Below are 23,252 nucleotides of genomic sequence, written 5' to 3' on the forward strand. Positions count from 1 at the left end.
ATGGGAGGCTTTGTGGTGGATATTATTCCGGCGGGAAATCCATCTTCTAATATAGGTACGATGAATGATTAGAGATATAATCACAACCATTATCTTTCGCAAGATAATGACAATATTATTATCGCAGAAAATAACCATAGGGTTAATCTTTATGGTTTTAATGGGATATTTACTATTATTGAAGGCAATCCAACTACAAGAGTTAGTATTAACAATATAACTAACGTTGACAATCCGCAAACTCAAAGGGCAGTTCAAAATGTTTTAGGAGCACCTCTTGCATATGGAGTCAATAATAATGCAAAAGCAAAGCTAAAGCTTACAAGCGGTAATGGAACAGGTTCTGAGTTAACCATTACCGGTAATGATATTAGTGCCGTTGAATCTATTGAGTTTGTATTTAAAGAAAAAGTTGATATGAAACATCGCAACGGCAGTGTAATAGATACAGGGAATTTAGAGTTTATAAGTTTTGGGAAGGTAAGGGTTAATAAAGATTTTACCGGTAATATTACTACTACTAAAACTATGAGAGGAGAGGTAACTTTCATAAAGATTCCTGATATTTATGAAATCGGCTCACAAATTAAACAAGTTTCTAAAGTGACGTTTGAAGGTAATCATGAACACAAATTGCATAATGATATTCATTCTAGATAAACTAATTTTGATTCGGGGACTTATAATATTCGCACGCAGGACATTACAATTGACGGTAATGCTAACATTAACGGCTCGACATTTGATCTTAGACGTAACGTAATTCTTACCGGTGATGTAGTACTTGAAGGCAATATTACTATGAATGCTTTAGGAAAAAGCGGTATAGTTTTTCAAAATCTCCCTACGGCATTTGGTACAAATATTGTGATTAATATTAATAGAGCTCACACGGCGAATGATGTAGCCGCCCTATCAATTTTGAGGATGAGTAATAGAGATGCATTTGTTCCTAATGGATATACTTATACTGCAGCTACCGGAACTGTTGCTTTACCGCAAGGATTACAAGTACAACAAGTAGGAGTGCAAACGGCGGCACAACCGGCACATGCTCAAGCAAGAGCGGAAGCAGCGATAGTAGGAAACGTAATAGTAGCAAGAGAAACAGTAGATACGTTAGGACAGAGACAAGCACGACTACAGCAAGATATGGTAGCGGTTCCGGTGAGGGGTCAGCAACAAGTAGACAGAGAAAACTTAAGGTTAAGGCAAGCACAGAATGCACTAGCACGAATACAAGTCGAGAATCCGCAACAATTAGCAGATGCACAGCAACGATTAAATGCTGCATGTGCAGGAGCCGATATAGGGGCACAAAATTGAGCACAGCAAGCTTTATTTGATATTCGTAATGCTCCGTTTGTAGCACAGCTGGACTTAACAAATGCACAAAGAGAAGTACCAGTATAAATTGCAGTACTGCAGCGAGATGGACAAGCTAGACAAAGAGAGATACAATAACCAATTAATAATATAGCTCTAGAATTGGTTCAAGCTAGACAAGATCAAGTTGATGCAGAGACACAAGCTAACCTAGCCGGTTTAGTAGTACCGGCAGATGCACAAGCACAGCAACAAGTACAAGCTCAAGCTTAGCGTTAACGAAAGAGCTGAACAGCAAAGACTGCAAGCGGAGTATCAGCAACGTCAAGCTAACGAAATAAGAGTAGCAGAGGAATATGTTGAAAAACCTGAGTCGCAAAAATTAGCTGCGGCAATCAATAATACTATCGTTGTTCATACGGAAAATACTTTTGTAGCGGAAGCACAAAAAGAAGTGATTAGAGAAAAATCTGTACTTGTTATGCAAAATCCTGAAAAACACGCTGTAGAGCTTGCTAAGGAATTAATAAATAATAAATCTGAGCTTAAAGCAGTAGCTAATGATGATACTGTTGTAGTGAGTAAAACAAAACAAGAACAATCCTTATTATTCGTGGCAAACTTAGCTCAAGTTGCACCTGATAATGCAAAAAAAGTATTAGAGCATTTAACCGAGCAAGGAACAAGATCGGTTAGTGTAGTTACAGCTGAAGCAGTAACTACTAGTATTAATAATCACTTATCAGGCGGTACTATGATAGCCGTTGTAGCAGGTGATAAAGCAAACCCTATAATTACTAAAAAAGGATTATGGGTTGCCGGTACTTTCGGTTCAAGTAATCAAGATGCATATAAAGGTAATCCTAGCTATAAAGGCACGGTATCCGGCGGCACGATCGGCGGTGAGCTTTACATCGGGGAAAATAGTCTTGTCGGTATTGCATATAGCCGTATGAACTCTGACTTTAAGTTTAAAGGTTCAAGCACTGGTGATAAATTATCAGCAGAAAGCGATATTATTTCTCTATACGGTCAACAACAATTTAGTAATGGCCTTATATTACAAGAAATATTTTCAGCAAGTAACAGTAAAATCAACAAAAAGGACTTAAGACCGGTAGGACTTCATAGCTATAAAACGGCTAGCGGTAAATATACAAGCAAAGCTTATGGTTTTAAGGGTAATGTCGGTTATCAATTCTCTGCCATGGACGGTATAAATTTAATGCCTAATATCGGTATTAGATATAATACATATAAAGATAATGCTTATACCGAAACCGGTACAGGTGTGAATAATATGTATGTCGCTGGTAAGTCCGGTAACTTAACTACAGGGATTGCAGGCATAAAATTAACCGCTCCTAAGAGATTATCAAACGATACTCGAATAGTACCTGGACTACATGTCTCCGTAGAAAATAGATTAGCAATAAGCAACCTAAGGTGAAAGCTAGATTTATTTGGGCAGATAATTACTTTGAGAACACTACAAGTAGCAGCACACCGAAAGTCGGCTATAATGTAGGTGCAAGTTTACTTACCGCTCATAAGAATATTGAGCTACTTGCAACGTATAACTGTAATTTACGCAGCAAATATACTAGCCACCAAGGTTCATTAAAGTTAAAGATATTGTTCTAAAAATATCATTCCTGTGCGGGATACCAAATCGTCATTGCGAACAGCCGTAGGCTGCGTGGCAATCTCATGAAATAATAACAAACTCCTGAGATTGCTTCGTCAAATTACTTTGTAATTTTCCTCGCAATGACGAAAAAACAATATCCACGCAGCAATGCCTCATCGCCCTGTGAATTCCTTGCTCTTTTTGAAGTTAATCTTCGTCTACCATTCTTCATTTCACATCAGTATACTCATAATTCCCTAACCGGTTTTAGTACTAACTTTTTGTTACTAAAGATATTGATTTTAGAAAAGAAATTACTTTTTTGTTTTTTAAAATCACGTTGATAATTTTCACCGGTGACAGCATTATAGCTAGTAATTAAAGAAGGTATAACCTCGTTATAATATATTTTATAAAGGTCATGCATAGTTTCTTTGGTAGTTAAATATCCCCATTTTACGGCTTGTTGCGGTACTCTTGCTAAGGCTTCAATGCAGGCTATCGCTTCTTCAATTTCAGGGTTTTTATTTTTATACACGTCAGCTGCCGGTGATAAATTAGCTTGCATATCTTTAAACATAGCATCAATCATTAATGCCATATATTCATCGGTTTTAAATTTTCTTACAAATATTAGATTATTCCTACTGCTATAATTTAAAAGCCGAAATTTATATATAAAAATCATGAATTTTATAGCATAAACTTTTAAGCCGCTAACTTTATTTGCATTATAAAATTTAAGTTTCGTTTCATAATCTAATTGCTTTTTCATACCTGCTTTAAGGAGCTTACTCAGCAAATTATGACAATGTATTATGTCATTTTTTCTAGCAATTCGTACTTTATCGGTAGCTTTAGTACCGGAAAAATTAGCCGAATGGCGAGTTATTTGCCTGCCTTTATCATCTCTTTTTATATCGGCAAAATGCCCAAGCTCTTGGGCTGCGATAATCTGAAGTCTTGCTGCTGCAGCAAAGCCGTTGCCGTAAGTCGGATGATCTTTATTGTTTTCAGCAAAAGGATTACCGCCGCATGAAACAAAAATAGCTACGTCCTTGCCGTTAGTGCTTTGCATGCCGCTATTACCGCCTACTCGTTGCCAGCTAACCATATCCATCATATCGCCGATATTATGTGAGTAGGTAAGAAATACTTCCGTCTTATTAAGAAGAAGCCACCTTATTACGATCGGATGAGCCGACTGAACAAAAATACGTGCTAGCATTTCGGTTACTTCCTTCTTAACCGGCTGTAGCTTTTGTATTTGCTTTTTTAAATTATCGAAAATTGATTTTATTTTTTGATCTGAAGCGGAATTTCTATATAAATTTTGAAAAAGCTTGGTAGTTTCAGGGATTAAATGCGGGCTTGTTAGCTCTTCTTGACTAACCATTAAGCTTATATTAAGAGCAGGTTCGGTAAACCTTGCAAAATTGCAGCAATCATCGGTATCTATCCGTAATTTACCGGACTTAATTAATTGCATAGCCAAATGCTCATACTCTATTTCCATGTCCTGCTTATAAATAGCAGGAACACGGTCAAGAATGTGATATATGCTAGTCATTTTAAAAATTTAGTGGTTATTTTCTACATTACCTGTTGGTAGTACATCATCATTTTCGTCTATATTTAAAGGTATGAGCTCTAAGTTAAATACAAGCTCAGGTTCATTAGGTACGTGCTTCGGTTTAGGTTCTTCTTCAAATATGAGGTTTACAACAACATCTACCTTAGGGAATACTGTATCAAAGCAATCTTTAAAAAATTTATCTGACGATTTTAACTTTATTGCATCTAATGCTTTTTGTCTACCATCTTCATTTTTAATACATATGTTAATTACCTCTCTTCTAAAAAATAAATGAGGATAATTATCAAAAATTTTTGTAATTAGCTCCGGTTGTTGCTCGCTAAAATATTCGAGACATACCTTATTACCATATCTAAATATTTTATATGCTAAGAATAAGACAAAACAACCTTGTTTTTCTTCAGTAAATTTATCAGCAAAATATTTTTGATTAAGAAAATCTTCAACTCCTCTTCTGATGCCGGTTGAAGAAATCGCTATTTTTTTCAAAATTGGCTTTGAGCAATCAACCGAAAAACAAGATATCTTTATACTTCGCAGTTGTCCGCTTTTTGTTTTCTCAGTTATTATTTCAGATTCAGGTACTTGCTTTTCCATTTGCCATAAATCGTACTCTACATTGCCGGGAGTAGTTTTCTTTATATCATCCCATAATGTAATCCTTCTTTTGTAGTAGTTAAAATTTGATTTAACAACGATTTAGAACTCTTTAATATATCCTCTGCATGATGATACATATAACTAATCAAAGAAATAGCATCTTGAAACGCTAATTTTTCCATAGGATTATTATTCATTTCTTTGGTATTATTGGTATCATAACGAAAAAATTTATTTTGCATTGGCAATTTAGTCGTAAAGAAATTACTGAAATCTGTCTCATTATTTTTTTGATTTCTACACTCCTTAAATTAGCAAAAAGTAAAGCTAATCTCTGTAGATCTTGTCCTACAGGTACGGTTTTATATCAGATTGTTTATTAATCATTTTACAAAATTTAGTAAGTACATCTACTAGCTTTTTTTCTTCCTTAGAGTTAAACATATTATCACCGGCATCATGCAGAACTGCTATGTCGCCAAGATAACAAACCCATTTTATAAGAGAAGAGGCACTCACACGTTCCAAATGTCCTGCATCAGGAACTACTAGTCCACTACTTACAGCACTAGCAGCAATACATACATTGTGTAAAGCCATATTAAAACATTTATAATATTCTTCTAATTTAGGGTTAATGACTTTCAATTCTTTAGTTTAGTTGTTTATATCTGCAGTATACCCAACATTTGCAGATTGTAACATTTTTTTATGTCTGCAATTGCTTGCGCATGTCGAACTATATCGTGGTCATGTTTAGCTATTATGCTTATTAATGCATTTAATGTTTGACTCACTTCTATTATATCATGCGAATCTTTATTATTAAACGAAGTTAATTGACTACTATCTCTCGATAACATCGGTGAATTAGTAGTTTTATTAAGTTCTGGAGTTATTTGACTGAGAATTTCCTGAAATTCTTCCTCATTCTCTGGACAAGATATGTATTTGTTAAGTACAGTACCAGCTTCGCTTAATTTTCCTGCTTTATAAAAAGCTTTTCCTAATAAAACATCAGTATCTTTAGGTTTAGATGTATATAGAGTTGCTTGTCGTAATGAAGCTACTGCCTTAAGGTAAAGGTCTGTTTGTTCAACATTATTATACTCTCTCCAACACAAGTAAATGATGCCTTCATAATAATAGATATGTAGAAAACCTTTATATTGTTTAATTAAGGTAAATATATTAAGTGCTTCTTTATATTCATTTTTACTTAAAAGTTCTCTTCCTTTAGAGATTAATTGGTTTACGATCTCTTTCATATTCTAATCTATTATTAGTTAATTGTTTAAATCATATTATGGCCGCCGTTGATAGAAATAGTCTCACCTGTTATAAATCCAGCATTTTCATCAACTAAAAATGCCACGGCTCTAGCTATTTCTTCCGGCTGTCCTAGTCTTTTTTTGGGGATACTATTAACGATTTTAACAAGCACGTCTTCGGGTACTGCTCCTACCATTTCGGTTGCAATATACCCTGGAGCTATACAATTAACGGTGATATTTTTAGAAGCAGTTTCACGAGCAAGGGCCTTAGTAAAGCCGATAATTCCGGCTTTAGCAGCAGAGTAATTAATCTGCCCAACCTGCCTTGCTTGAGCATTAATTGAACTGATATTTACTCTACGACCGTAATCTTGGTTTCGCATCTGCTCTATTACGCTACTAGACATATTAAAGCAAGAATTGAGATTAACGTTAATCACATCATTCCAATCTTGATGACTCATTCTATGTAGCATTTTATCTTTGGTAATACCAGCATTATTTACAAGAATACTTACCGGTTTTTTAAACTCCTCTTCAATTTCTTTTGCTGCTTTTCTACATTCTTCAAAATCCGCAACATTTCAGCGTTTGGTGTTTATACCGTATTTTTCTTCCATTTCTTTAGCAGCGTCGTAATTGCTGAAAAAATTAGCAACTACCGTAAGACCCTTATTTTTTAATTCTAAAGCGGTAGCTTTACCTATTCCTCTAGTACCGCCTATTACAATTGCAAGTTCTGACATTATTTCTCCATACCTATATTTTGACTTTTATTAAATTTAACCGGTGGGGTTATACTTGGTTTAAGCTGTGACACCGATTTAGTTAACGGTTTAACAACTTTCCTATCACTGCGTATTGCGATAGATTCTCTAGGGTGATTTTTTCATATTCTGCATCTATCTTTTTATCCATCTTTTTTTTGTCTTCAATTTTATTAGTTTTAGCAGTTAATGCCATTATAGCGGCAAGTGTTTCTTTTCTACTTTTTGGAATGATTCTTTTATTTTCTTTTTTAGTGCCGTAACAACCTATTGTTGTACCGCCTATAAATACTACCTGCTTGCTAAGCAATATGACAGTTTTTAAGTAATTGTTTATCGGTGTCTGTTCTTTTTATACCGGTATATTTTGATACTGCTTGAGATATTTTATTATGTTCATTAAGCCCTTCTCTATCTTTATCGCTGACACACATTGTTAATATTTCTTCCTGAGGTAAATTTATTAAACTAGTGGTTTTAGTTTCTTGTTTATTTTGTCTTATTTTCGCTGTTAAATTACTTAAGACATCTGATATATTTAGATTAATATTTTCTTTATCAAAAGATATAAAAGGAAGTTTTGTCTCGAAAGATACTCTAAAAAGAATATCTGCTTGCTCAATATTTTTTCTTAATGTTACAGCTTTTTTTAATATTTCTTTTTCCTGATCCGTTAAATTTGCATTGTTAATTATTTCTGCTGCATTTCTTTTAGGTTTATTTATCCTAAAGAAACGTTCAAATTTGCTTCTAGGTTTAATATGTGCTTTTAATTCATCAATTCTTTTTTCAGTCGGTAAATTTTCTGCTATTTTGTTTAAAGTATCACTCACTCCTGCAAAGTTATTTGTTACTCCTATAAGCCTAAATAAATTAAGAGGAGTATTAGTATTTTTCCCACCGACATTTTCCATAGATTTTTTTGTCTGATCAACAATTGTGGGGTCATTGCCAGCTCCATAGGACCTGAGTTTAATGTATTAGTTGAAGAGTAACGCCGTCTTCAAGCCATTCTTGGGCTTGGCGTGCATTTAAGTCGGTAATTTTTTGTTTAGAATCTATATCATTTGAAATCGAGGCTAATGTACCTGCATGTTTAGATGTAAGCAATGTTTCAAAATTTTTACCGTCTTTATCGGTTATTGCCCCAATTTTCTCAAAGGCGTTTTTCATGCCAATAATTTGTCGTAACTGGGTTGGGATAACATGCCTACCGTTTTAAATTGTATCAGTATACTAATCAACAAGCTTCCTCTCCCATTCAGGCATTACATTATACCAGTTTTTACTGTCTCTATTTTGATATTCTTGCTTTTGTTCTTCTGTTAAGCCTTTAAAAGCTACTTCCGCTTCGACTACAATATGCTCTTTTCCCTCATCATTGATGACTTTTGACAAAGTTACTATATTACAATGCTCATCATTGAAATTTTGAAAATCTTTAGCAACATTTAATTTTTTATGAGCATTTTTAATACCATTTTTTCCTAGCAATTCAGCAACACTGTCAATTTCAGCTTGCATATTTTTTGAGATGTTTTCTTGTGATTTTTCCATATTCAAAGCATTAAAGCTATTAATAAATTTTACTGCTGCTTTATTTAATTTCAGCACAAGCTCAGGTTTATTTTCGCCCTTTGCTATGTCTATCGCTCTTCTGATAGCATTTAAATATTGCATTTCAAAAGCTTTAGTGCCTAAAACAATTTTTTCATTGGGATTGTTACGACCGTTACGTATTAATATTGGAGTTTCACCGTTTGTCCCTTCAATTTTAGTAAGCTTTATACCGGTTTTCTCATAACGTAAAATTGCTAAACCCTGTAATGCCTCGGTAAAGCTGCCTTTTTCAACAGCTTCTTTAATTTTAGCTCTATTTGTTTCTAAAGGAACACCTACTTCGGGTGTGGTTAAAAATTCTTTTGTATGATTTAATAAAAACTCCTTATCGTTATAAAATTCTATATGTAGTTGTGCATCTCTTGTTATTTTAATTAAAAATTATTATATAAAAATAGTCTAGTTAAAAATATTTAACTTTATTAATTAAAATATGTTATTTATATGAATATTGATAAATTTACTGCACATGCTAAATCAGTGATAGCTAGTAGCCAATCACTTGCTGCTAAAAATGATCATCAGCAAATATTACCTTTGCATTTATTATCTAGTCTTTTAAGTGAAGAAACAGGTATAATTCAAACCCTTATTAATAATACCGGCAGTAATATAAACTTATTAAAAGATCAAGTTCAGCTAGAATTAAATAAAGTCCCAAAAGTTCAGGTTGAGGGAGGGGGACAAGTTTATTCTTCTGCTGAAGCTCTTAAAGTTTTAGAAAAAGCTAGTAGCATTGCTAAAGACAGTGGGGATAGCTTTGTAACCATAGAGCGTATATTTGAAGCATTAACTTATGATAATACTATAGCCGGTAAAATTTTAACGAATAATGGAATTAATAATAAAAAAATAGCAACAGCTATTTTACAGCTTCGTAAAGGCAAAAAAGCAGATACCGAATCGGCAGAAAATAGTTACAATGCTTTAAAGAAATACGGCAGAGACGTAACAGAGCTTGCCGAAAGCGGTAAGCTTGACCCGATAATCGGGCGTGATGAAGAAATAAGAAGAACGGTGCAGGTACTATCACGACGTATGAAAAATAATCCTGTATTGATCGGCGAACCTGGAGTCGGTAAAACTGCTATAATAGAGGGGCTTGCACAACGAATATTTAGTAAGGACGTACCTGAATCGCTTATTAATTGCCGTATTATTGAGCTTGATATGGGAGCTTTAATAGCGGGAGCTAAATATCGAGGCGAATTTGAAGAGCGTCTTAAAGCAGTGCTTAGCGAAATCAAAGAATCAAGCGGTGAAATTATTTTATTTATCGATGAATTGCATCTATTAGTCGGTACGGGAAAAACCGACGGTGCTATGGATGCCTCGAATTTACTAAAGCCGATGCTTGCTCGTGGTGAGCTGCATTGTATCGGTGCTACTACTCTGGATGAATATCGTAAATATATCGAGAAAGATGCGGCACTTGCTCGTCGTTTTCAGCCTGTTTACGTGAGTGAGCCGACGGTTGAGGATACTATATCAATACTTAGAGGAATTAAAGAAAAATATGAGCTGCATCATGCAGTGCGAATTTCCGATAGTGCGATAGTTGCAGCAGCGACGTTATCAAACCGTTATATTACCGATCGTTATTTACCTGATAAAGCTATTGATTTGATTGATGAAGCTTGTAGCCGTATGAAAATAGAGCTATCAAGTAAACCAGAAGAGCTTGATGAGTTGGACCGTCGTATTATTCAGATAAAAATAGAGCTTGCAGCACTTAAAAAAGAAAATGATGAGCATTCTAAAAAGAAAATAGAGCATTTAACTACAGAATTAGAAAAATTAGAGTCTAAATCCTATGATATGGGAGCTAAATGGCAAGCTGAAAAGTCTAAACTACAGCAAACACAAAAGCTCAAAGAAGAACTAGACCGTAGTCGAAACGAGCTTGAACGTGCCGAACGTGATGCTAATCTCGCTAAAGCTAGTGAGCTAAAATACGGAATTATACCTGAGATTGTGAAAAAGATTCAGGAAGCCGAAAGTATGGATAATAAAGGGCTGTTAAAAGAAATTGTATCGGAAAGCGATATAGCAAGTATTATCTCTCGTATTACTGGTATTCCAATTGATACGATGCTATCAAGTGAACGTGAGCGTCTGCTTGTGATGGAGCAGAAATTACGAGAATCGGTAATAGGGCAGGATGAGGCAATTAAAGGTGTTAGTGATGCGGTAAGAAGATCACGTGCAGGGATTCAAGATATTAACCGCCCGCTTGGTTCGTTCTTATTCTTAGGACCGACCGGAGTTGGTAAAACCGAGCTTACCAAAGCCTTAGCTGGTTTTCTTTTTGATGACCGTAATGCAATACTTCGTATAGATATGTCGGAATATATGGAGAAGCACGCTATTTCTCGCCTGATAGGAGCTCCTCCCGGCTATATCGGATATGATCAAGGTGGGGTGTTGACGGAGGCAGTAAGACGCCGTCCTTATCAGGTAATATTATTTGATGAGGTTGAAAAAGCCCATCCCGACATATTTAATATTATGCTGCAAATACTTGATGAGGGAAGATTAACAGATAGTCAAGGTATAACGGTTGATTTTAAGAATACTATAATAGTTTTAACATCTAATTTAGGTGCTGAGATACTCGTTAATCAGAAAGAGGACGAAGATACATATAAAGTAAAGGATGAGGTTATGGAATATGTAAGAGCAGTATTTAAACCTGAGTTTTTAAACAGACTAGACGAGATTATATTATTCCATCGCCTAAATCGTAATAATATTCATGATATAGTTAAGATACAGCTTGAAAGCTTAAAGAAAATTTTACTAGCACAAAATATTATTCTTGAATTTGATGAATCTGCCTTAAATTATTTAGCCGAAAAAGGTTATGATCCAAGCTTTGGAGCAAGACCCTTAAAACGCCTTATCCAGCGGGAAATACAAAATAATTTAGCCAAAATGATTTTAGCAGGAGAAATAAGTAGCGGTAAAACCGTTAAAATAAATGCAAAGGATAAAGAATTGAAGGTAACAATGAGTTGATTAATTTTTTCCGAATAACGAATTATCGCATAATCCACTATTCTTGTTAAAGGCACTGTCTAATAATTATTGATTTTGTCATTGCGGGCTATTAAAAGATTTGTTGCATGGCTCAAAAAACGCGTTTGATGTCATTCCCGCTTCCACAGGAATGACACAAAACGAGCAATGCAACAAGACCACAACTAAAAGGAGTATGGTCATCTAGAAAAAGTAATAAAAAAATTCTATAAATTAGTTTAATAATATTCAATTTCAGCTAATGTTATATTTTCAGTACCTGATAATTTATAATAATCACTACTAGTAGAGTTAGGAATTTGTAAGTCAAATAATAGTGCTTTTTCTTCTTTATACGGATCAACTAAGTAAGAATTTGTAATATCTGTAACTATTGGAGATAAATAGGTTATTGTTTCAATAAGCTTATCAATAGCATTCTGTCCGTCTTTTAATATTTTATCGACTAGTTTTTTATCTTTATAAAAAGTATTTACGGCCCCTATTAAGGTTGTTGATATCTCATATATAATAACACCGTTTTTAATTATATTGGTTATATTAGAGTCTAATTTTGCTGTTTTAGAAAAAATTACAGAAATAACAGTAGGATATTTATTAAATACATTAGGTAGTTCTAAAAAAGTATTTACGGCTGAATAGGCAGAATTGGCTGCTTCTGAAAAACAATTAAATGCTTTGTATATGTTTTCATAATTGCTATCGCTCATAAACTTACCTCTTTTTTATATATGTAATTGTCATGTTTCATGGTAATTACATATCATACTACTAAATTAAGAAGTGTCAATATTAAAAAATTATATTTCTTCTTGGAGGATATCAGTAAATAAATTTTAATTACTAATATCCTCTAAACTCCACCTAGCTTTTGGACAGAAATTCAAAGGAGTAAATAACTTATTATTGTAACGCTCAAGTCCTGCATATGCAATCATTGCAGCATTATCGGTGCATAAGTGGATAGGTGGATAAATAAGCCGATAACCATATGTTTTAGCACAACTACTTAATATTTCTTGTAAATATTTATTAGCAGCGACACCGCCGGCAATAACTATATTCTTCTTATTAAAATTATTTGTTATTTGTTCATATGCTCTAATAGCATCTTGTACCTTACTACTTAGAATTTCTCCTATAGTAAATTGAAAACTTGCCGCTATATCATTGATTACAGTGTCATTAATTTCCTTTAAATTCATTATTAAAGTACGCACGGCAGTTTTAAGCCCTGAAAAGGACATATTGCAATTACCGCTGTTAATTATAGGTTTTGGAAATTTATATTTATGAGGATCGCCAAGTTTTGCTCTTTTCTCAATTTCAGGTCCTCCGGGAAAAGCTAAGTTTAGCATTTTGGCTACCTTGTCAAAGGCTTCGCCTACGGCATCATCTATAGTAGATCCTAGTATTTTATATTTTCCGAGACCTAAAACGGCTACAAATTGGCAATGTCCGCCCGAAGCTAACAAGAGTAAATAAGGATAAGGAATATTATCGGTTAGTCTTGCGGTTAAGGCATGACCTTCTAAATGATTAATTGCAATAAAGGGTTTTTTTAAAGCACTGCTTAGCGATCTTGCAAACATTGAGCCAACTATAACACCGCCGATTAAACCTGGACCAGAAGTTGCGGCAATTGTACTAATGTCCGTTAATTTAGTGTTGCTTTCTTTTAAAACATTTTTTAATGCTTTATCTAGATGCGATAAGTGAGAACGTGCAGCAATTTCAGGTACTACCCCTCCAAAAACTGCATGTTCTGTATTTTGTGAAATGATTATATTAGATAAGATTTCTCGATTTTCGGTGATTATAGAAACAGCTGTATCATCACAGCTTGATTCTATACCTAAAATTTTTATCATTCAAATTGAAACTAATTAGAGGCATTGTTAAGTAAAAAATGATAGTTTGCGTCATTGTGAGAAGGTGTTGCCCACATGGATACCGATATCTATCTTTATTTAATAATGTCTAATTAGATACCTTTAAGGTATTTAATTGATTATACAGCTTATAAATAGATTGTTCGGCATCAATAATTTTTTTATTAACTATTTTTAATAGTTTTTCCGACGGTTTTTCTGTTATTTGCGTTGCAGAACTTACTTGCTCCGCTAAATTTTTAAGTGATTCTTGTATTTCTACAAAAGATTTTTTAAATTGTTCTTTAATAGCAATAGATGATTCTTCAAGCTCTTTAATTTTTAAGCATAGATTCTCTAATAAATGATCTATTTTAGTTTGCATTAAAGTCAATTTTTGCTTTTGTTTTTCACTAAGATAGCTTAAAGTTTCTTGCATTTTTGCCTGTATACGTACTTTTGTAGTACGTTCAAGTTCTGAAGCTAAACCGATTTTACTCATTAAAAATATTATCCATTTGTGAACGTCAAAATGATACCATTTTGCACCGTTACGATAATCTGAAGGAAAAGCATGATGGTAATTATGCCAATTTTCACCGAGTAAGAATAATGCCATCCACCAAATATCTCCGGCAGTGCCTTTGTAATATTTTTTACTACCGGCAAAGTGGCATAAAGAATTAACGCAGAAGGTTGCTTGCTGCTGTAGGAATCTACCGAGCCCCATAAATAAAAATCCTGCATATGCCGATTGTATAGTACCGCCGACTAAGTAACCGATAAATAAAGGCACGACAATATTCATAAAAGCTGCTATTTGCCAATAATATTTTAGCTGCCATTTTAATAAATTGTTTTTCCCGTGCTTAGCCCAAGTAATGCGATCAATAGACTTATAGCTACCGCTTCCGACTAGCATCCATCCTATATGAGACCACATAAAGCCTAAAAATTTATTATCAAATTTTAAAGGAGTATGCGGATCTTGGTCTTGATCCGTATATCTATGATGTTTATAATGATTTGATGCCCAAGATAAAGCTGGTCCTTGTAATGTTCCTGCAGACAGCATAATTAAGACAAACTCGGCATATTTATTTATTTTATAGGCATTATGAGACCATAACCTATGCAAACCGATCCCAACGGTAATATTATTAATATAATAACTAGCAATTATAAAAATAACTTCAGTTAGCCCTATTCCATAATCAAACGAATATTTAACTACAAGAGATATAATAAAAATAGGATAAAATATTAAAGCAAATAAAGCAGGCTTATTTAGTTTATTTAACATAAAATTTACAGTTTTTAGTTATAAAATATATAAATCGGCAACGAATAAAAAGATATTTAACATACTTAATGCATAAATACAAAGAAAATTTTGACAATAAAATTCTAGTTATCCTTATTTAGACAATAACCGATAAAACGAACGGTTGTAATAATTAAATTGTCTTTCCCTAAGGCCTCTCTAATCCTATTTATATGAACATCTATGAGACGTCCATTAAAGGTCTCTTCATTTTCCCATAAATATTTTATTATTTCTTGACGCGAAAATACTTCATTTGGAACCTGAAAAAAAAGTCGTAAAATTTTAAACTCAGTAGGACCTAGACAAATATTCAGTCCGTCTTTGTATACTTTTTCAGTATTTAAATCAATATTTAGATTCTTAAATTTAATAATATTATCTTGTACAACTGACTTGGCACGTCTCAATAAGCTCTTTAAAAGTACCTACTATTTGCTCAGATAAGAAGGGCTTATAAAAAAATAGCACGTTATCCTCTATTTCTGTTAAATTTAATTGTTTGTTTGATAATCAAAATATTATAGGCGTTTTAGAAAATTTATTAATTTTTCTAACGTTATTTATTGTTATTAAAGGATTTTCTTGTAATTCTGCACTAATAATCATGATAGCAAGCGGCTGACTAAAAAAATAAGTTAATGCTTTTTCTAGAGTTGAAGCCCTCATTATATTAAATCCTGCTCTCTATATATCATTACTTAAAGAAATATTAACACTTTTTTATTTTTTTCTTCTATAATTAAAACTTCAGGTAATAGCTTATCAAACACTGAATTAATCTTTATTAATATTTAGTAAATAATTAAAAATTTTTGTAATAATTTTCTAATTTATTAGGGTTTATAGCAAACTTTTTATAAAAAGAAACAAAGAAATAATAATTTTTTAAAGATAATACTTGAATTTAATAGTTTTAGTTGCTATAAATAGCTTTATTTTAAAGTTTGTTTGTTGGAGATTCTTATATATCATGAGCTTTTATGAATCAGTTTTTATTATACGCCAAGACGTATCATTAAACGATATAGATAAAATCGTTGATGATTTTGCTAAAATTATTAAAGATAATAATGGCACTATCATAAAAAAAGAATATTGGGGGTTAAGAACTTTAGCTTACAAAATCGGTAATAACAAAAAAGGACATTATTATTTTTTAGGTCTAGATGTTACTGGTAATGTAAAAGAAGAGCTAGAAAGAAAAATGAAGCTTAACGAAAATATCATTAGATTTCTTACAATTCAAGCAGATTCAATTAGTAGTGAACCTTCACCGATATTAAAAAATCAAAGTACAGAGAATACTCCAGTAATTGACGTAACGATTAATAATTAAATTTGTAAGAATTAAGGTTAAAGAATGTCAAAAAGTAATAATGCTAGTGAAATAGCTGCTCGCAAGGTAGGAGATAAAACTGCTAAAAAAGTATTTTTTAGAAGACGTAAAGGATGCCCTCTTTCTGTGCCTAATGCACCTGTTATTGATTATAAAAATCCTGAGCTTTTAATAAAATTTGTCTCTGAAGGCGGTAGAATGTTACCAAGCAGGATCACAAATGTTTGTGCAAAGAAACAAAGAAAGCTAAATAATGCTATTAAAATTGCAAGAATTTTAGCGTTATTACCTTTTGTATTTCAAGCTAAATAAAGGCATAATACATGGAAATTATATTAATAAAACCCGTAAGAAAATTAGGTAAAATTGGCGACATACTCAAAGTAGCAGACGGGTTTGGTCGTAATTATCTTTTACCGCAAAAATTAGCTATTAGGGCTACTGAGCCTAATAAAGAACTAATAGTTAAACAAAAACACGAATTTGAAGCAAAAGATAAGCAAATAAGAGAAGAAATAGAAAAAATTAATGCTCTTATTAAAGATCAAAAATTAGTTTTTATCCGTCAAACATCAGATGACGGTAAACTTTTCGGTTCGGTTACTAATAAAGAAATAGCCGATAAATTATCTGAAAATGCATCTTATAATATTTCTCATTCAAATATTATTCTTGATAAACAAATTAAATTTACCGGAATTTATACAGTTGAAATAAGACTCCATGCAGAGCTTAATGCTATAGTTACGGTTATTGTTGCAAGATCAGAATCAGAAGCACAAGATTATTTACGCGAACAAAAGACTGAAACTTCAGAAGATTTAGCTGAGTCAGCATAAATTTTCTTTATCATCTAATTGTGTGGTTTTTTGTTACCATTGCAAAAGCAGAGCATTGTTGTATGGATTGAGAAACTTGCTCGATGTCATTCCCGCGTAGGCGGGCATCCAGCATAAAGCGAGCTTTTAATTTCAAAAATTTGCTGTATTTATACTTTTTTTCTGGATTCCTGCTTTCGCAGGAATGACATAAGAGCCATGCAACAACGTCCCGCCTACGCGGAAATGACATACTACTACGTTTGACCACAATATCCAAACACTTTACAATACTAACATTTTTCAACCATGCTATATGAAAAATTTGAGTATAATATCAATAATCTAATAGGTAATTTTGGCTTATCTAAAATATCGATTGCAGTATCTGGTGGGAGCGATTCGGTAGCACTTCTTTATCTTGCTAATATTTGGGCAGAAAAAAATAATATAGAATTATTTGTTATATCGGTTGATCATAACTTACGGGAACAGTCGAAGCAAGAGACCCATTATATCCAAAATATCAGTAATAGTCTAAATCGCAAGCATTATAGTTTATCTTTTGATCATCAAAATAATTTTTCCAATTTACAAGAAAGAGCAAGAGAAGGACGCTATGATTTGATGACAAATCTATGTCTAGAACTCGATATATTAGTACTTTTAACTGCTCACCATGAAGATGATTACGTAGAAAATTTTTGTTTAAGATTAGAGCGTAATAGCGGTATATTTGGACTTAGTAGCAGTAATATCAATTGGTATAATAATATACAAATAATTAGACCGCTATATAATATTCCAAAAAGTGAATTAGTAGAATATTTAGTCATTCATAATATAAAATGGTTTGAAGATGAGTCAAATTCATCTGATAAATATAGACGAAATGTTATTAGGCAAAAATTAGCTAAAGGTGCAGATTATATTAGACATCTTTCCAAACCAGCTTATAGAGAGAAATTTAAAGGAGACACGGAACGTAGCACCGCAGCGTACACAAGCGTAGGTAAGGAGGCATTGTTGCGTGGATCAATTTTACCTCTAGAAGCGAAGTTTGGAAAGATGTCTAAAACCGCAATAATCTCACAACAACTTAAAACCAACAAACTTATAGAAAACGAGTTTAAGCCTGAATTAATATCGGCGATAGCTGAAGCAGTCAAGATTTTTGAATATGGCTTTGCTTTTCTTGATTTAGTTAAATTTGATAAGTTTTCAAATGAGGTGAAAGTGCAAATAATTAATTTTTTACTGATAATAATTAGTGGACAATCTAGAGCAGCTCGTTTTTATTCGGTAGAACCTATTTTGAAATTAATTACTCAAGACGTAAACTTTAAGAATACACTTCATGGCTGTATAATTAAGCGTATACAAAACGAGTTACTTATATACAGGGAATTCGGCAAAAAATTACCTGAGAGTAAAATATTACTAGATAAATTCGTTATTTGGGATAATAGATTTTGTATCACAAAAAATCAAGAAACTCCAAATTGTTTTGTAACTCATCTATCGTTAGAAGATTATAAAATAATAAAGAAACAATTAGATTTAGAACCTTTGAAAAATCTATCCTGCAAAAACCACAATGCAGTTTTATTGACCTTACCTATCATTAAAATACTTGAAAAAGTTATAGCAATACCACATATATCATATTATGATAATGACATGTGGAACTTTGAAGTATCTTTTGCTCCAAATTTTGTATCTCGTTTCACCCATTTTTGCTAACACCGGTATTTAAGAGGTTATCTGTAAATAAATTTTAACTACTAATTAAAATTTATTTACAGACCTATTATACCAATAAAAATTTTTATTAGGTTTTATATCGATGAATAATCAAGGTAGAAGTATTTTAGCTTGGGCAGCACTTTTTATTTTTGTAATATTACTTTTTAATGTGTTCCAATCTGACAGTTTACTTGGCGGAAGAAATAATATAACTTTCTCGGATTTTTTAACACGAGTTGATGAAAAGACCGTTAATTCGGTAAAAATTCAGGGTAGAGTAATTGAAGGCATTTCAAATGACGGCTCTACTTTTAACACTTATGCTCCTGATTATCCTGATTTAGTAAATCGTCTTACTAGCAATGACGTTAATATTGAAGTAGTGCCTCTTGAAACAAGGATGAATACCTTTTTAGGCTTTTTAATTTCTTGGTTTCCTATGCTTTTATTGATAGGTGTTTGGGTTTTTTTCATGCGTCAAATGCATGGAGGTGGGAAAGCCATGGGGTTTGGAAAATCTAAAGCTAGGTTGCTATCAGATAAAGGACCAAAAATTACCTTTAAAGATGTAGCAGGTATCGATGAAGCAAAAGAAGAATTAACTGAAATAGTAGATTTTTTAAGAGATCCAAGCAAGTTCCAAAAGCTTGGCGGTAAAATACCGAAAGGCTGCTTACTTATAGGTCCTCCCGGAACCGGTAAGACACTTCTTGCTAAAGCAATTGCAGGTGAGGCTAATGTTCCGTTTTTTAGCATATCCGGCTCTGATTTTGTTGAAATGTTTGTAGGTGTCGGTGCAAGCCGTGTGCGTGACATGTTTGAACAGGGTAAACGTAATGCTCCTTGTATTATCTTTATCGATGAAATTGATGCGGTAGGTCGCCATAGAGGTATCGGTATGGGTGGCGGCAATGATGAACGTGAGCAAACCTTAAACCAAATGTTAGTCGAAATGGATGGATTTGAAGCAAACGAGGGAGTTGTGATCATTGCAGCTACAAACCGTCCTGATGTTCTTGATCGTGCATTACTGCGTCCCGGTAGGTTTGATCGTCAAATTGCCGTTGCAAACCCTGATATAAACGGTCGTGAGCAAATTCTAAAAGTACATTTAAAGAAAATTAAATATAATAGTACGGTACTAGCACGAATTATTGCTCGTGGTACCCCGGGCTTTTCCGGTGCTGAACTTGCTAACTTAGTTAATGAAGCTGCTCTTATTGCTGCAAGGCTTGGTAAGAAAGAAGTAGATATGCACGACATGGAAGAGGCAAAAGATAAGGTGCTGATGGGAGTTGCACGTCGCTCTATTGCAATGTCGGAGAAAGAAAAAAGGTTGACTGCATATCATGAAGGAGGACATGCATTAGTAGGACTTTATTGTCCTGCAGCATCACCCATTCATAAGGCTACGATTATACCGCGTGGTAATGCTCTTGGGATGGTGCAAAGACTTCCTGAAACTGATGAATATTCTCAGAATCGTGAACAGATGGAATCATCTATAGCAGTTTATATGGCAGGAAGAGTAGCGGAGGAAATTATTTTCGGTAGAAATAAAGTTACCTCAGGAGCTTCGTCGGATATAAAAGGTGCAACTAATATTGCAAGAGCGATGGTTACAAAAGCAGGTTTAAGTGATTTAATAGGACCGATATTTCACGGTTCAAGTGGTGACGATATGTATGATAGACAACCTAATAATGAAACCTCGGAAGCTACTGCAGAGTTAATTGATGCTGAAGTTAAAAGAATTATTACGCAAGGATATGAATTTGCAAAAGATATTTTAACAAAACATATAGATCAACTTCATACCCTAGCAAATGCTTTAATTGAATATGAGACATTGTCTGGTCAGCAAATTAAAAATTTACTTAGCGGTAGAGCTTTAGATTCAGAAGAGGAGAATAAATTTCCTTTTAATGATTCATCTACTATAAAAATAGATAAAGAAAAATCACCTGAGAAAACAAAAACAACTAAAGCTAAAAAAGAAAATTCCGCTTCCTAAGTTTAGTAGTATAATTTATGTATAAATTTATAGATTTATTTTGTGGTATCGGTGGTTTTAGAAAAGTCTTGGAAATAAAGGGTCTTGAATGTGTTTTTTCTTCTGATATAGACAAAGGAGATGTAGACTCTTGTATGAAATAATCAGAATAGCACAATATCACAAACCCTATATATTATTACTTGAGAATGTTAAAAATATTCTGAATATTAATAATGGCAGCGTAATTGAAACTATAGACCAAAAATTAGATGAGATTGGCTATAAAGTATATAGAAATGTGTTAAGTGCTTCATTATTTGGAGTACCGCAAACAAAGAGAAAGAGTTTATTTTGTTTGTTTACGAAAAGACTTTAGCAGTGAATATACACTCAAATATGTAAAACCGGAAGAGTCTTATGAAAGGATTTTTCTTAATAATATTTTAGAACAGGATGTTGATAAAAACTTATATATTAATAGAGATGATGTTATTTTAGATAAAACACCGGTTGAAAAGCAATTAAAGTCAATTAGGATTGGTCAAGTTAATAAAGGCGGTTAAGGTGAGAGGATTTACAGCCCTTTCGGTCATTCACTTTATCAGCTTTTGGTGGCGGTGCTAGAACCGGTCTTTATTATATAAATGATAAGATAGGAAGACTAGCAATCAATGAATGTAAATATTTAAGGGGTTTCCCTCAAGATCATTATGTTGCAGATGGATTAAAGGGTTATAGGCAATTCAGTAATTCCACAAATAATAGCAAGTATATATGACTCAATAAGAGCAGTTTAATGGATAATGGAATATACTCGATCAACTTCAAAAATTGGCTACGTCGTTCTACAAGTACTGCGGTATTCACGTATTAAGTATACGCTGCGTTCCTCGTCTTGTGAACTCCTGGCTCTTTTTGAAGTTGATCTTCGTATATGGATTGCTAACTATAAATATCGTCATTGTGAGTAGGCATTGTTGTGTGGACCAGTAAATGCTCTTGATGTCATTCCTGCTTCTGCGGGAATGACATCGGTATCCACGCTGGCAATACCTTGTGAGTAACTGTAAGTAGCATGGCAACCTAGAGACATTAATGTCATCCACGTAACAGGTATGAAAGATTGTGAATTAGCTAATTATTTTGTATAGTTCTAAAAACAAATTTTAAGAGAGTACTTAAATGGCAGAGTTAAGGTTACCGCCAAATTCAGTAGTAAAAAAAGGTAGAGAGCATAAAGAACAAGAGGAAATGCTTAAACCTAGAAAGATAAAAATTTATAGGTATAACCCTGATCTTGATGAGAATCCTACTATCGATAGTTTTGAGATAGATTTAAGCAAAACCGGACCGATGGTTTTAGATGCTTTAATTAAAATCAAAAATGAAATCGATTCTACTTTAACTTTTAGGCGTTCTTGTCGGGAAGGAATTTGCGGTAGTTGTGCAATGAATATTGACGGTACAAATACTTTAGCATGCATAAAACCAATAGAAGATATATCAGGCGATATCAAAATCTATCCGCTTCCTTATATGAAAGTAGTGAAAGATTTAGTGCCTGATATGTCGCATTTTTATGCACAATACGAATCTATAGAACCTTGGCTCAAAACCGATAGCCCTACCCCTTCAAACTCTGAAAGGTTACAGTCGATTAAAGACCGAGAAAAGCTTGATGGTTTATATGAGTGTATATTATGTGCTTGCTGTTCTACTTCTTGTCCTAGCTATTGGTGGAACGGTGATAAATATTTGGGTCCTGCGATTTTACTACAAGCATATAGATGGATTGCCGATTCAAGAGATGATAATACCGGTGAACGTCTTGAAGCTTTAGAAGACCCATTTAAGCTTTACCGTTGTCATACGATTATGAACTGTACTAAGACATGCCCGAAAGGCTTAAATCCTGCTAAAGCTATAGGTAAAATAAAAAGTTTAATTGCAGAACGTCACGGTGTGTGATTCTTAATTAATTATTTTTAAAAATGATAAAATAATGAAAAAAGCAATTATTTTCTGTTGGCTATTTCTTAGTTCGATATCTTGTGCTTTTGCTGTTGATTGTAATAATACCATGACACAAGGTGACATGAATTATTGTGTCGCTGCAGAATATAAGAAAGTTGATAAGAAACTAAATCAAATATACCAAGAAATATTAAAACATATTTCAGACAAACAAGAACAAGTTAATTTACTTAAAAAATCCCAAAATTTATGGATTAAGTACCGAGATGCTGATTGTGAATTTCGAAGTTTTGGGGTTTATGGCGGTTCCACATATCCAATGATACTGTTT

The 23,252-nt window shown here is 33.3% G+C and carries 24 protein-coding genes and 4 pseudogenes; 13 read left to right on the forward strand and 15 right to left on the reverse strand.

Annotated features, from left to right (window positions below; genetic code table 11):
* Positions 1–114: 114 nt before the first annotated feature.
* Together RGRA_RS11325 and RGRA_RS11330 are read left to right on the forward strand one after the other, a co-directional pair.
* Positions 115–978: pseudogene (locus tag RGRA_RS11325) on the forward strand (hypothetical protein); the annotation flags it as partial.
* Between the two features lie 1,102 nt (positions 979–2,080).
* Positions 2,081–2,970, forward strand: a pseudogene (locus RGRA_RS11330) (autotransporter outer membrane beta-barrel domain-containing protein).
* Positions 2,971–3,203: 233 nt separating this feature from the next.
* Here the strand turns inward: RGRA_RS11330 and RGRA_RS0100720 are convergent.
* The 10 genes and pseudogenes from RGRA_RS0100720 to RGRA_RS13000 all read right to left on the reverse strand — a co-directional run bounded on the left by RGRA_RS0100720 (position 3,204) and on the right by RGRA_RS13000 (position 8,874).
* Complete coding sequence (locus tag RGRA_RS0100720; RefSeq protein ID WP_017443519.1) at positions 3,204–4,526, reverse strand: DUF2748 family protein; 1,323 nt, start codon at positions 4,524–4,526, stop codon at positions 3,204–3,206.
* Positions 4,527–4,535: 9 nt separating this feature from the next.
* Positions 4,536–5,062 (reverse strand): annotated as a pseudogene (locus RGRA_RS0100725) (hypothetical protein).
* Between the two features lie 129 nt (positions 5,063–5,191).
* Positions 5,192–5,395 carry a hypothetical protein gene (locus tag RGRA_RS12980; RefSeq protein ID WP_236609744.1) on the reverse strand — a complete coding sequence of 68 codons (204 nt, stop codon included), beginning with the start codon at positions 5,393–5,395 and terminating at the stop codon, positions 5,192–5,194.
* A 106-nt stretch (positions 5,396–5,501) separates the two neighbouring features.
* Positions 5,502–5,801, reverse strand: a complete 300-nt coding sequence (locus tag RGRA_RS12985) for a hypothetical protein (protein ID WP_236609745.1) — start codon at positions 5,799–5,801, stop codon at positions 5,502–5,504.
* A 17-nt stretch (positions 5,802–5,818) separates the two neighbouring features.
* Positions 5,819–6,016, reverse strand: coding sequence for a hypothetical protein (locus RGRA_RS0100745; protein ID WP_024547213.1), 198 nt, complete (start codon positions 6,014–6,016; stop codon positions 5,819–5,821).
* A gap of 431 nt (positions 6,017–6,447) precedes the next feature.
* Positions 6,448–7,173 (reverse strand): annotated as a pseudogene (locus RGRA_RS10025) (SDR family oxidoreductase).
* A gap of 82 nt (positions 7,174–7,255) precedes the next feature.
* Positions 7,256–7,504 carry a hypothetical protein gene (locus RGRA_RS12990; protein WP_017443523.1) on the reverse strand — a complete coding sequence of 83 codons (249 nt, stop codon included), beginning with the start codon at positions 7,502–7,504 and terminating at the stop codon, positions 7,256–7,258.
* Positions 7,497–8,108 (reverse strand): hypothetical protein, encoded by a 612-nt coding sequence (locus RGRA_RS12475; RefSeq protein ID WP_017443524.1) that lies wholly within the window; start codon positions 8,106–8,108, stop codon positions 7,497–7,499. Before RGRA_RS12475 ends, RGRA_RS12990 begins: the two co-directional genes overlap by 8 nt.
* Positions 8,109–8,166: 58 nt before the next feature.
* Positions 8,167–8,367 (reverse strand): hypothetical protein, encoded by a 201-nt coding sequence (locus RGRA_RS12995; RefSeq protein WP_017443525.1) that lies wholly within the window; start codon positions 8,365–8,367, stop codon positions 8,167–8,169.
* Positions 8,368–8,430: 63 nt separating this feature from the next.
* Positions 8,431–8,874 (reverse strand): hypothetical protein, encoded by a 444-nt coding sequence (locus RGRA_RS13000; RefSeq protein ID WP_017443526.1) that lies wholly within the window; start codon positions 8,872–8,874, stop codon positions 8,431–8,433.
* 384 nt (positions 8,875–9,258) lie between these two features.
* Between RGRA_RS13000 and clpB the strand changes: the two genes are divergently transcribed.
* Positions 9,259–11,832: an ATP-dependent chaperone ClpB gene (clpB, locus tag RGRA_RS0100795; protein WP_017443527.1), complete on the forward strand. Its 2,574-nt coding sequence runs from the start codon at positions 9,259–9,261 to the stop codon at positions 11,830–11,832.
* 239 nt (positions 11,833–12,071) lie between these two features.
* Here clpB and RGRA_RS0100800 read toward each other — a convergent pair whose 3' ends face one another.
* The 5 genes from RGRA_RS0100800 to RGRA_RS11625 all read right to left on the reverse strand — a co-directional run bounded on the left by RGRA_RS0100800 (position 12,072) and on the right by RGRA_RS11625 (position 15,717).
* The gene (locus RGRA_RS0100800) at positions 12,072–12,563 is read right to left on the reverse strand and encodes a DUF5424 family protein (protein ID WP_017443528.1); all 492 of its coding nucleotides are present in this window, start codon (positions 12,561–12,563) and stop codon (positions 12,072–12,074) included.
* A 126-nt stretch (positions 12,564–12,689) separates the two neighbouring features.
* Entirely contained in the window at positions 12,690–13,724 is a 1,035-nt protein-coding gene (tsaD, locus tag RGRA_RS0100805) for a tRNA (adenosine(37)-N6)-threonylcarbamoyltransferase complex transferase subunit TsaD (protein ID WP_017443529.1), read from the reverse strand.
* A 109-nt stretch (positions 13,725–13,833) separates the two neighbouring features.
* Positions 13,834–15,027 carry a fatty acid desaturase gene (locus RGRA_RS0100810; protein WP_017443530.1) on the reverse strand — a complete coding sequence of 398 codons (1,194 nt, stop codon included), beginning with the start codon at positions 15,025–15,027 and terminating at the stop codon, positions 13,834–13,836.
* A gap of 104 nt (positions 15,028–15,131) precedes the next feature.
* Positions 15,132–15,458, reverse strand: coding sequence for a winged helix-turn-helix domain-containing protein (locus RGRA_RS0100815; RefSeq protein ID WP_029662560.1), 327 nt, complete (start codon positions 15,456–15,458; stop codon positions 15,132–15,134).
* Between the two features lie 103 nt (positions 15,459–15,561).
* Positions 15,562–15,717 carry a hypothetical protein gene (locus tag RGRA_RS11625; protein WP_157668005.1) on the reverse strand — a complete coding sequence of 52 codons (156 nt, stop codon included), beginning with the start codon at positions 15,715–15,717 and terminating at the stop codon, positions 15,562–15,564.
* Positions 15,718–16,021: 304 nt separating this feature from the next.
* On the opposite strand from RGRA_RS11625, the gene rpsF reads away from it, so the two are divergent.
* From rpsF to RGRA_RS0100875, 10 genes are all read left to right on the forward strand, one after another.
* Positions 16,022–16,387 (forward strand): 30S ribosomal protein S6, encoded by a 366-nt coding sequence (rpsF, locus tag RGRA_RS0100830; protein ID WP_017443531.1) that lies wholly within the window; start codon positions 16,022–16,024, stop codon positions 16,385–16,387.
* A 24-nt stretch (positions 16,388–16,411) separates the two neighbouring features.
* Positions 16,412–16,699: a 30S ribosomal protein S18 gene (gene rpsR / locus RGRA_RS0100835; RefSeq protein WP_017443532.1), complete on the forward strand. Its 288-nt coding sequence runs from the start codon at positions 16,412–16,414 to the stop codon at positions 16,697–16,699.
* Positions 16,700–16,710: 11 nt separating this feature from the next.
* Entirely contained in the window at positions 16,711–17,226 is a 516-nt protein-coding gene (gene rplI / locus RGRA_RS0100840; RefSeq protein WP_017443533.1) for a 50S ribosomal protein L9, read from the forward strand.
* Positions 17,227–17,514: 288 nt separating this feature from the next.
* Positions 17,515–18,948: a tRNA lysidine(34) synthetase TilS gene (gene tilS, locus RGRA_RS0100845; protein ID WP_017443534.1), complete on the forward strand. Its 1,434-nt coding sequence runs from the start codon at positions 17,515–17,517 to the stop codon at positions 18,946–18,948.
* Between the two features lie 103 nt (positions 18,949–19,051).
* Positions 19,052–20,965: an ATP-dependent zinc metalloprotease FtsH gene (gene ftsH, locus RGRA_RS0100850; RefSeq protein ID WP_017443535.1), complete on the forward strand. Its 1,914-nt coding sequence runs from the start codon at positions 19,052–19,054 to the stop codon at positions 20,963–20,965.
* A 17-nt stretch (positions 20,966–20,982) separates the two neighbouring features.
* Positions 20,983–21,108 (forward strand): DNA cytosine methyltransferase, encoded by a 126-nt coding sequence (locus RGRA_RS13005; protein ID WP_017443536.1) that lies wholly within the window; start codon positions 20,983–20,985, stop codon positions 21,106–21,108.
* The gene (locus RGRA_RS13010; protein WP_236609746.1) at positions 21,096–21,323 is read left to right on the forward strand and encodes a DNA cytosine methyltransferase; all 228 of its coding nucleotides are present in this window, start codon (positions 21,096–21,098) and stop codon (positions 21,321–21,323) included. The genes RGRA_RS13005 and RGRA_RS13010 overlap by 13 nt, the downstream gene beginning before the upstream one ends.
* Positions 21,265–21,510, forward strand: a complete 246-nt coding sequence (locus RGRA_RS13015; protein ID WP_017443537.1) for a hypothetical protein — start codon at positions 21,265–21,267, stop codon at positions 21,508–21,510. The genes RGRA_RS13010 and RGRA_RS13015 overlap by 59 nt, the downstream gene beginning before the upstream one ends.
* Positions 21,511–22,129: 619 nt before the next feature.
* Positions 22,130–22,915 carry a succinate dehydrogenase iron-sulfur subunit gene (locus tag RGRA_RS0100865; RefSeq protein ID WP_017443538.1) on the forward strand — a complete coding sequence of 262 codons (786 nt, stop codon included), beginning with the start codon at positions 22,130–22,132 and terminating at the stop codon, positions 22,913–22,915.
* Positions 22,916–23,027: 112 nt separating this feature from the next.
* On the forward strand, positions 23,028–23,252 hold a 225-nt coding region (locus tag RGRA_RS0100875), incomplete at its 3' end, for a lysozyme inhibitor LprI family protein (protein WP_024547214.1).

It is taken from the genome of Rickettsia gravesii BWI-1 (genome assembly GCF_000485845.1).
GTDB classification, from domain to species: Bacteria; Pseudomonadota; Alphaproteobacteria; order Rickettsiales; family Rickettsiaceae; genus Rickettsia; species Rickettsia rickettsii.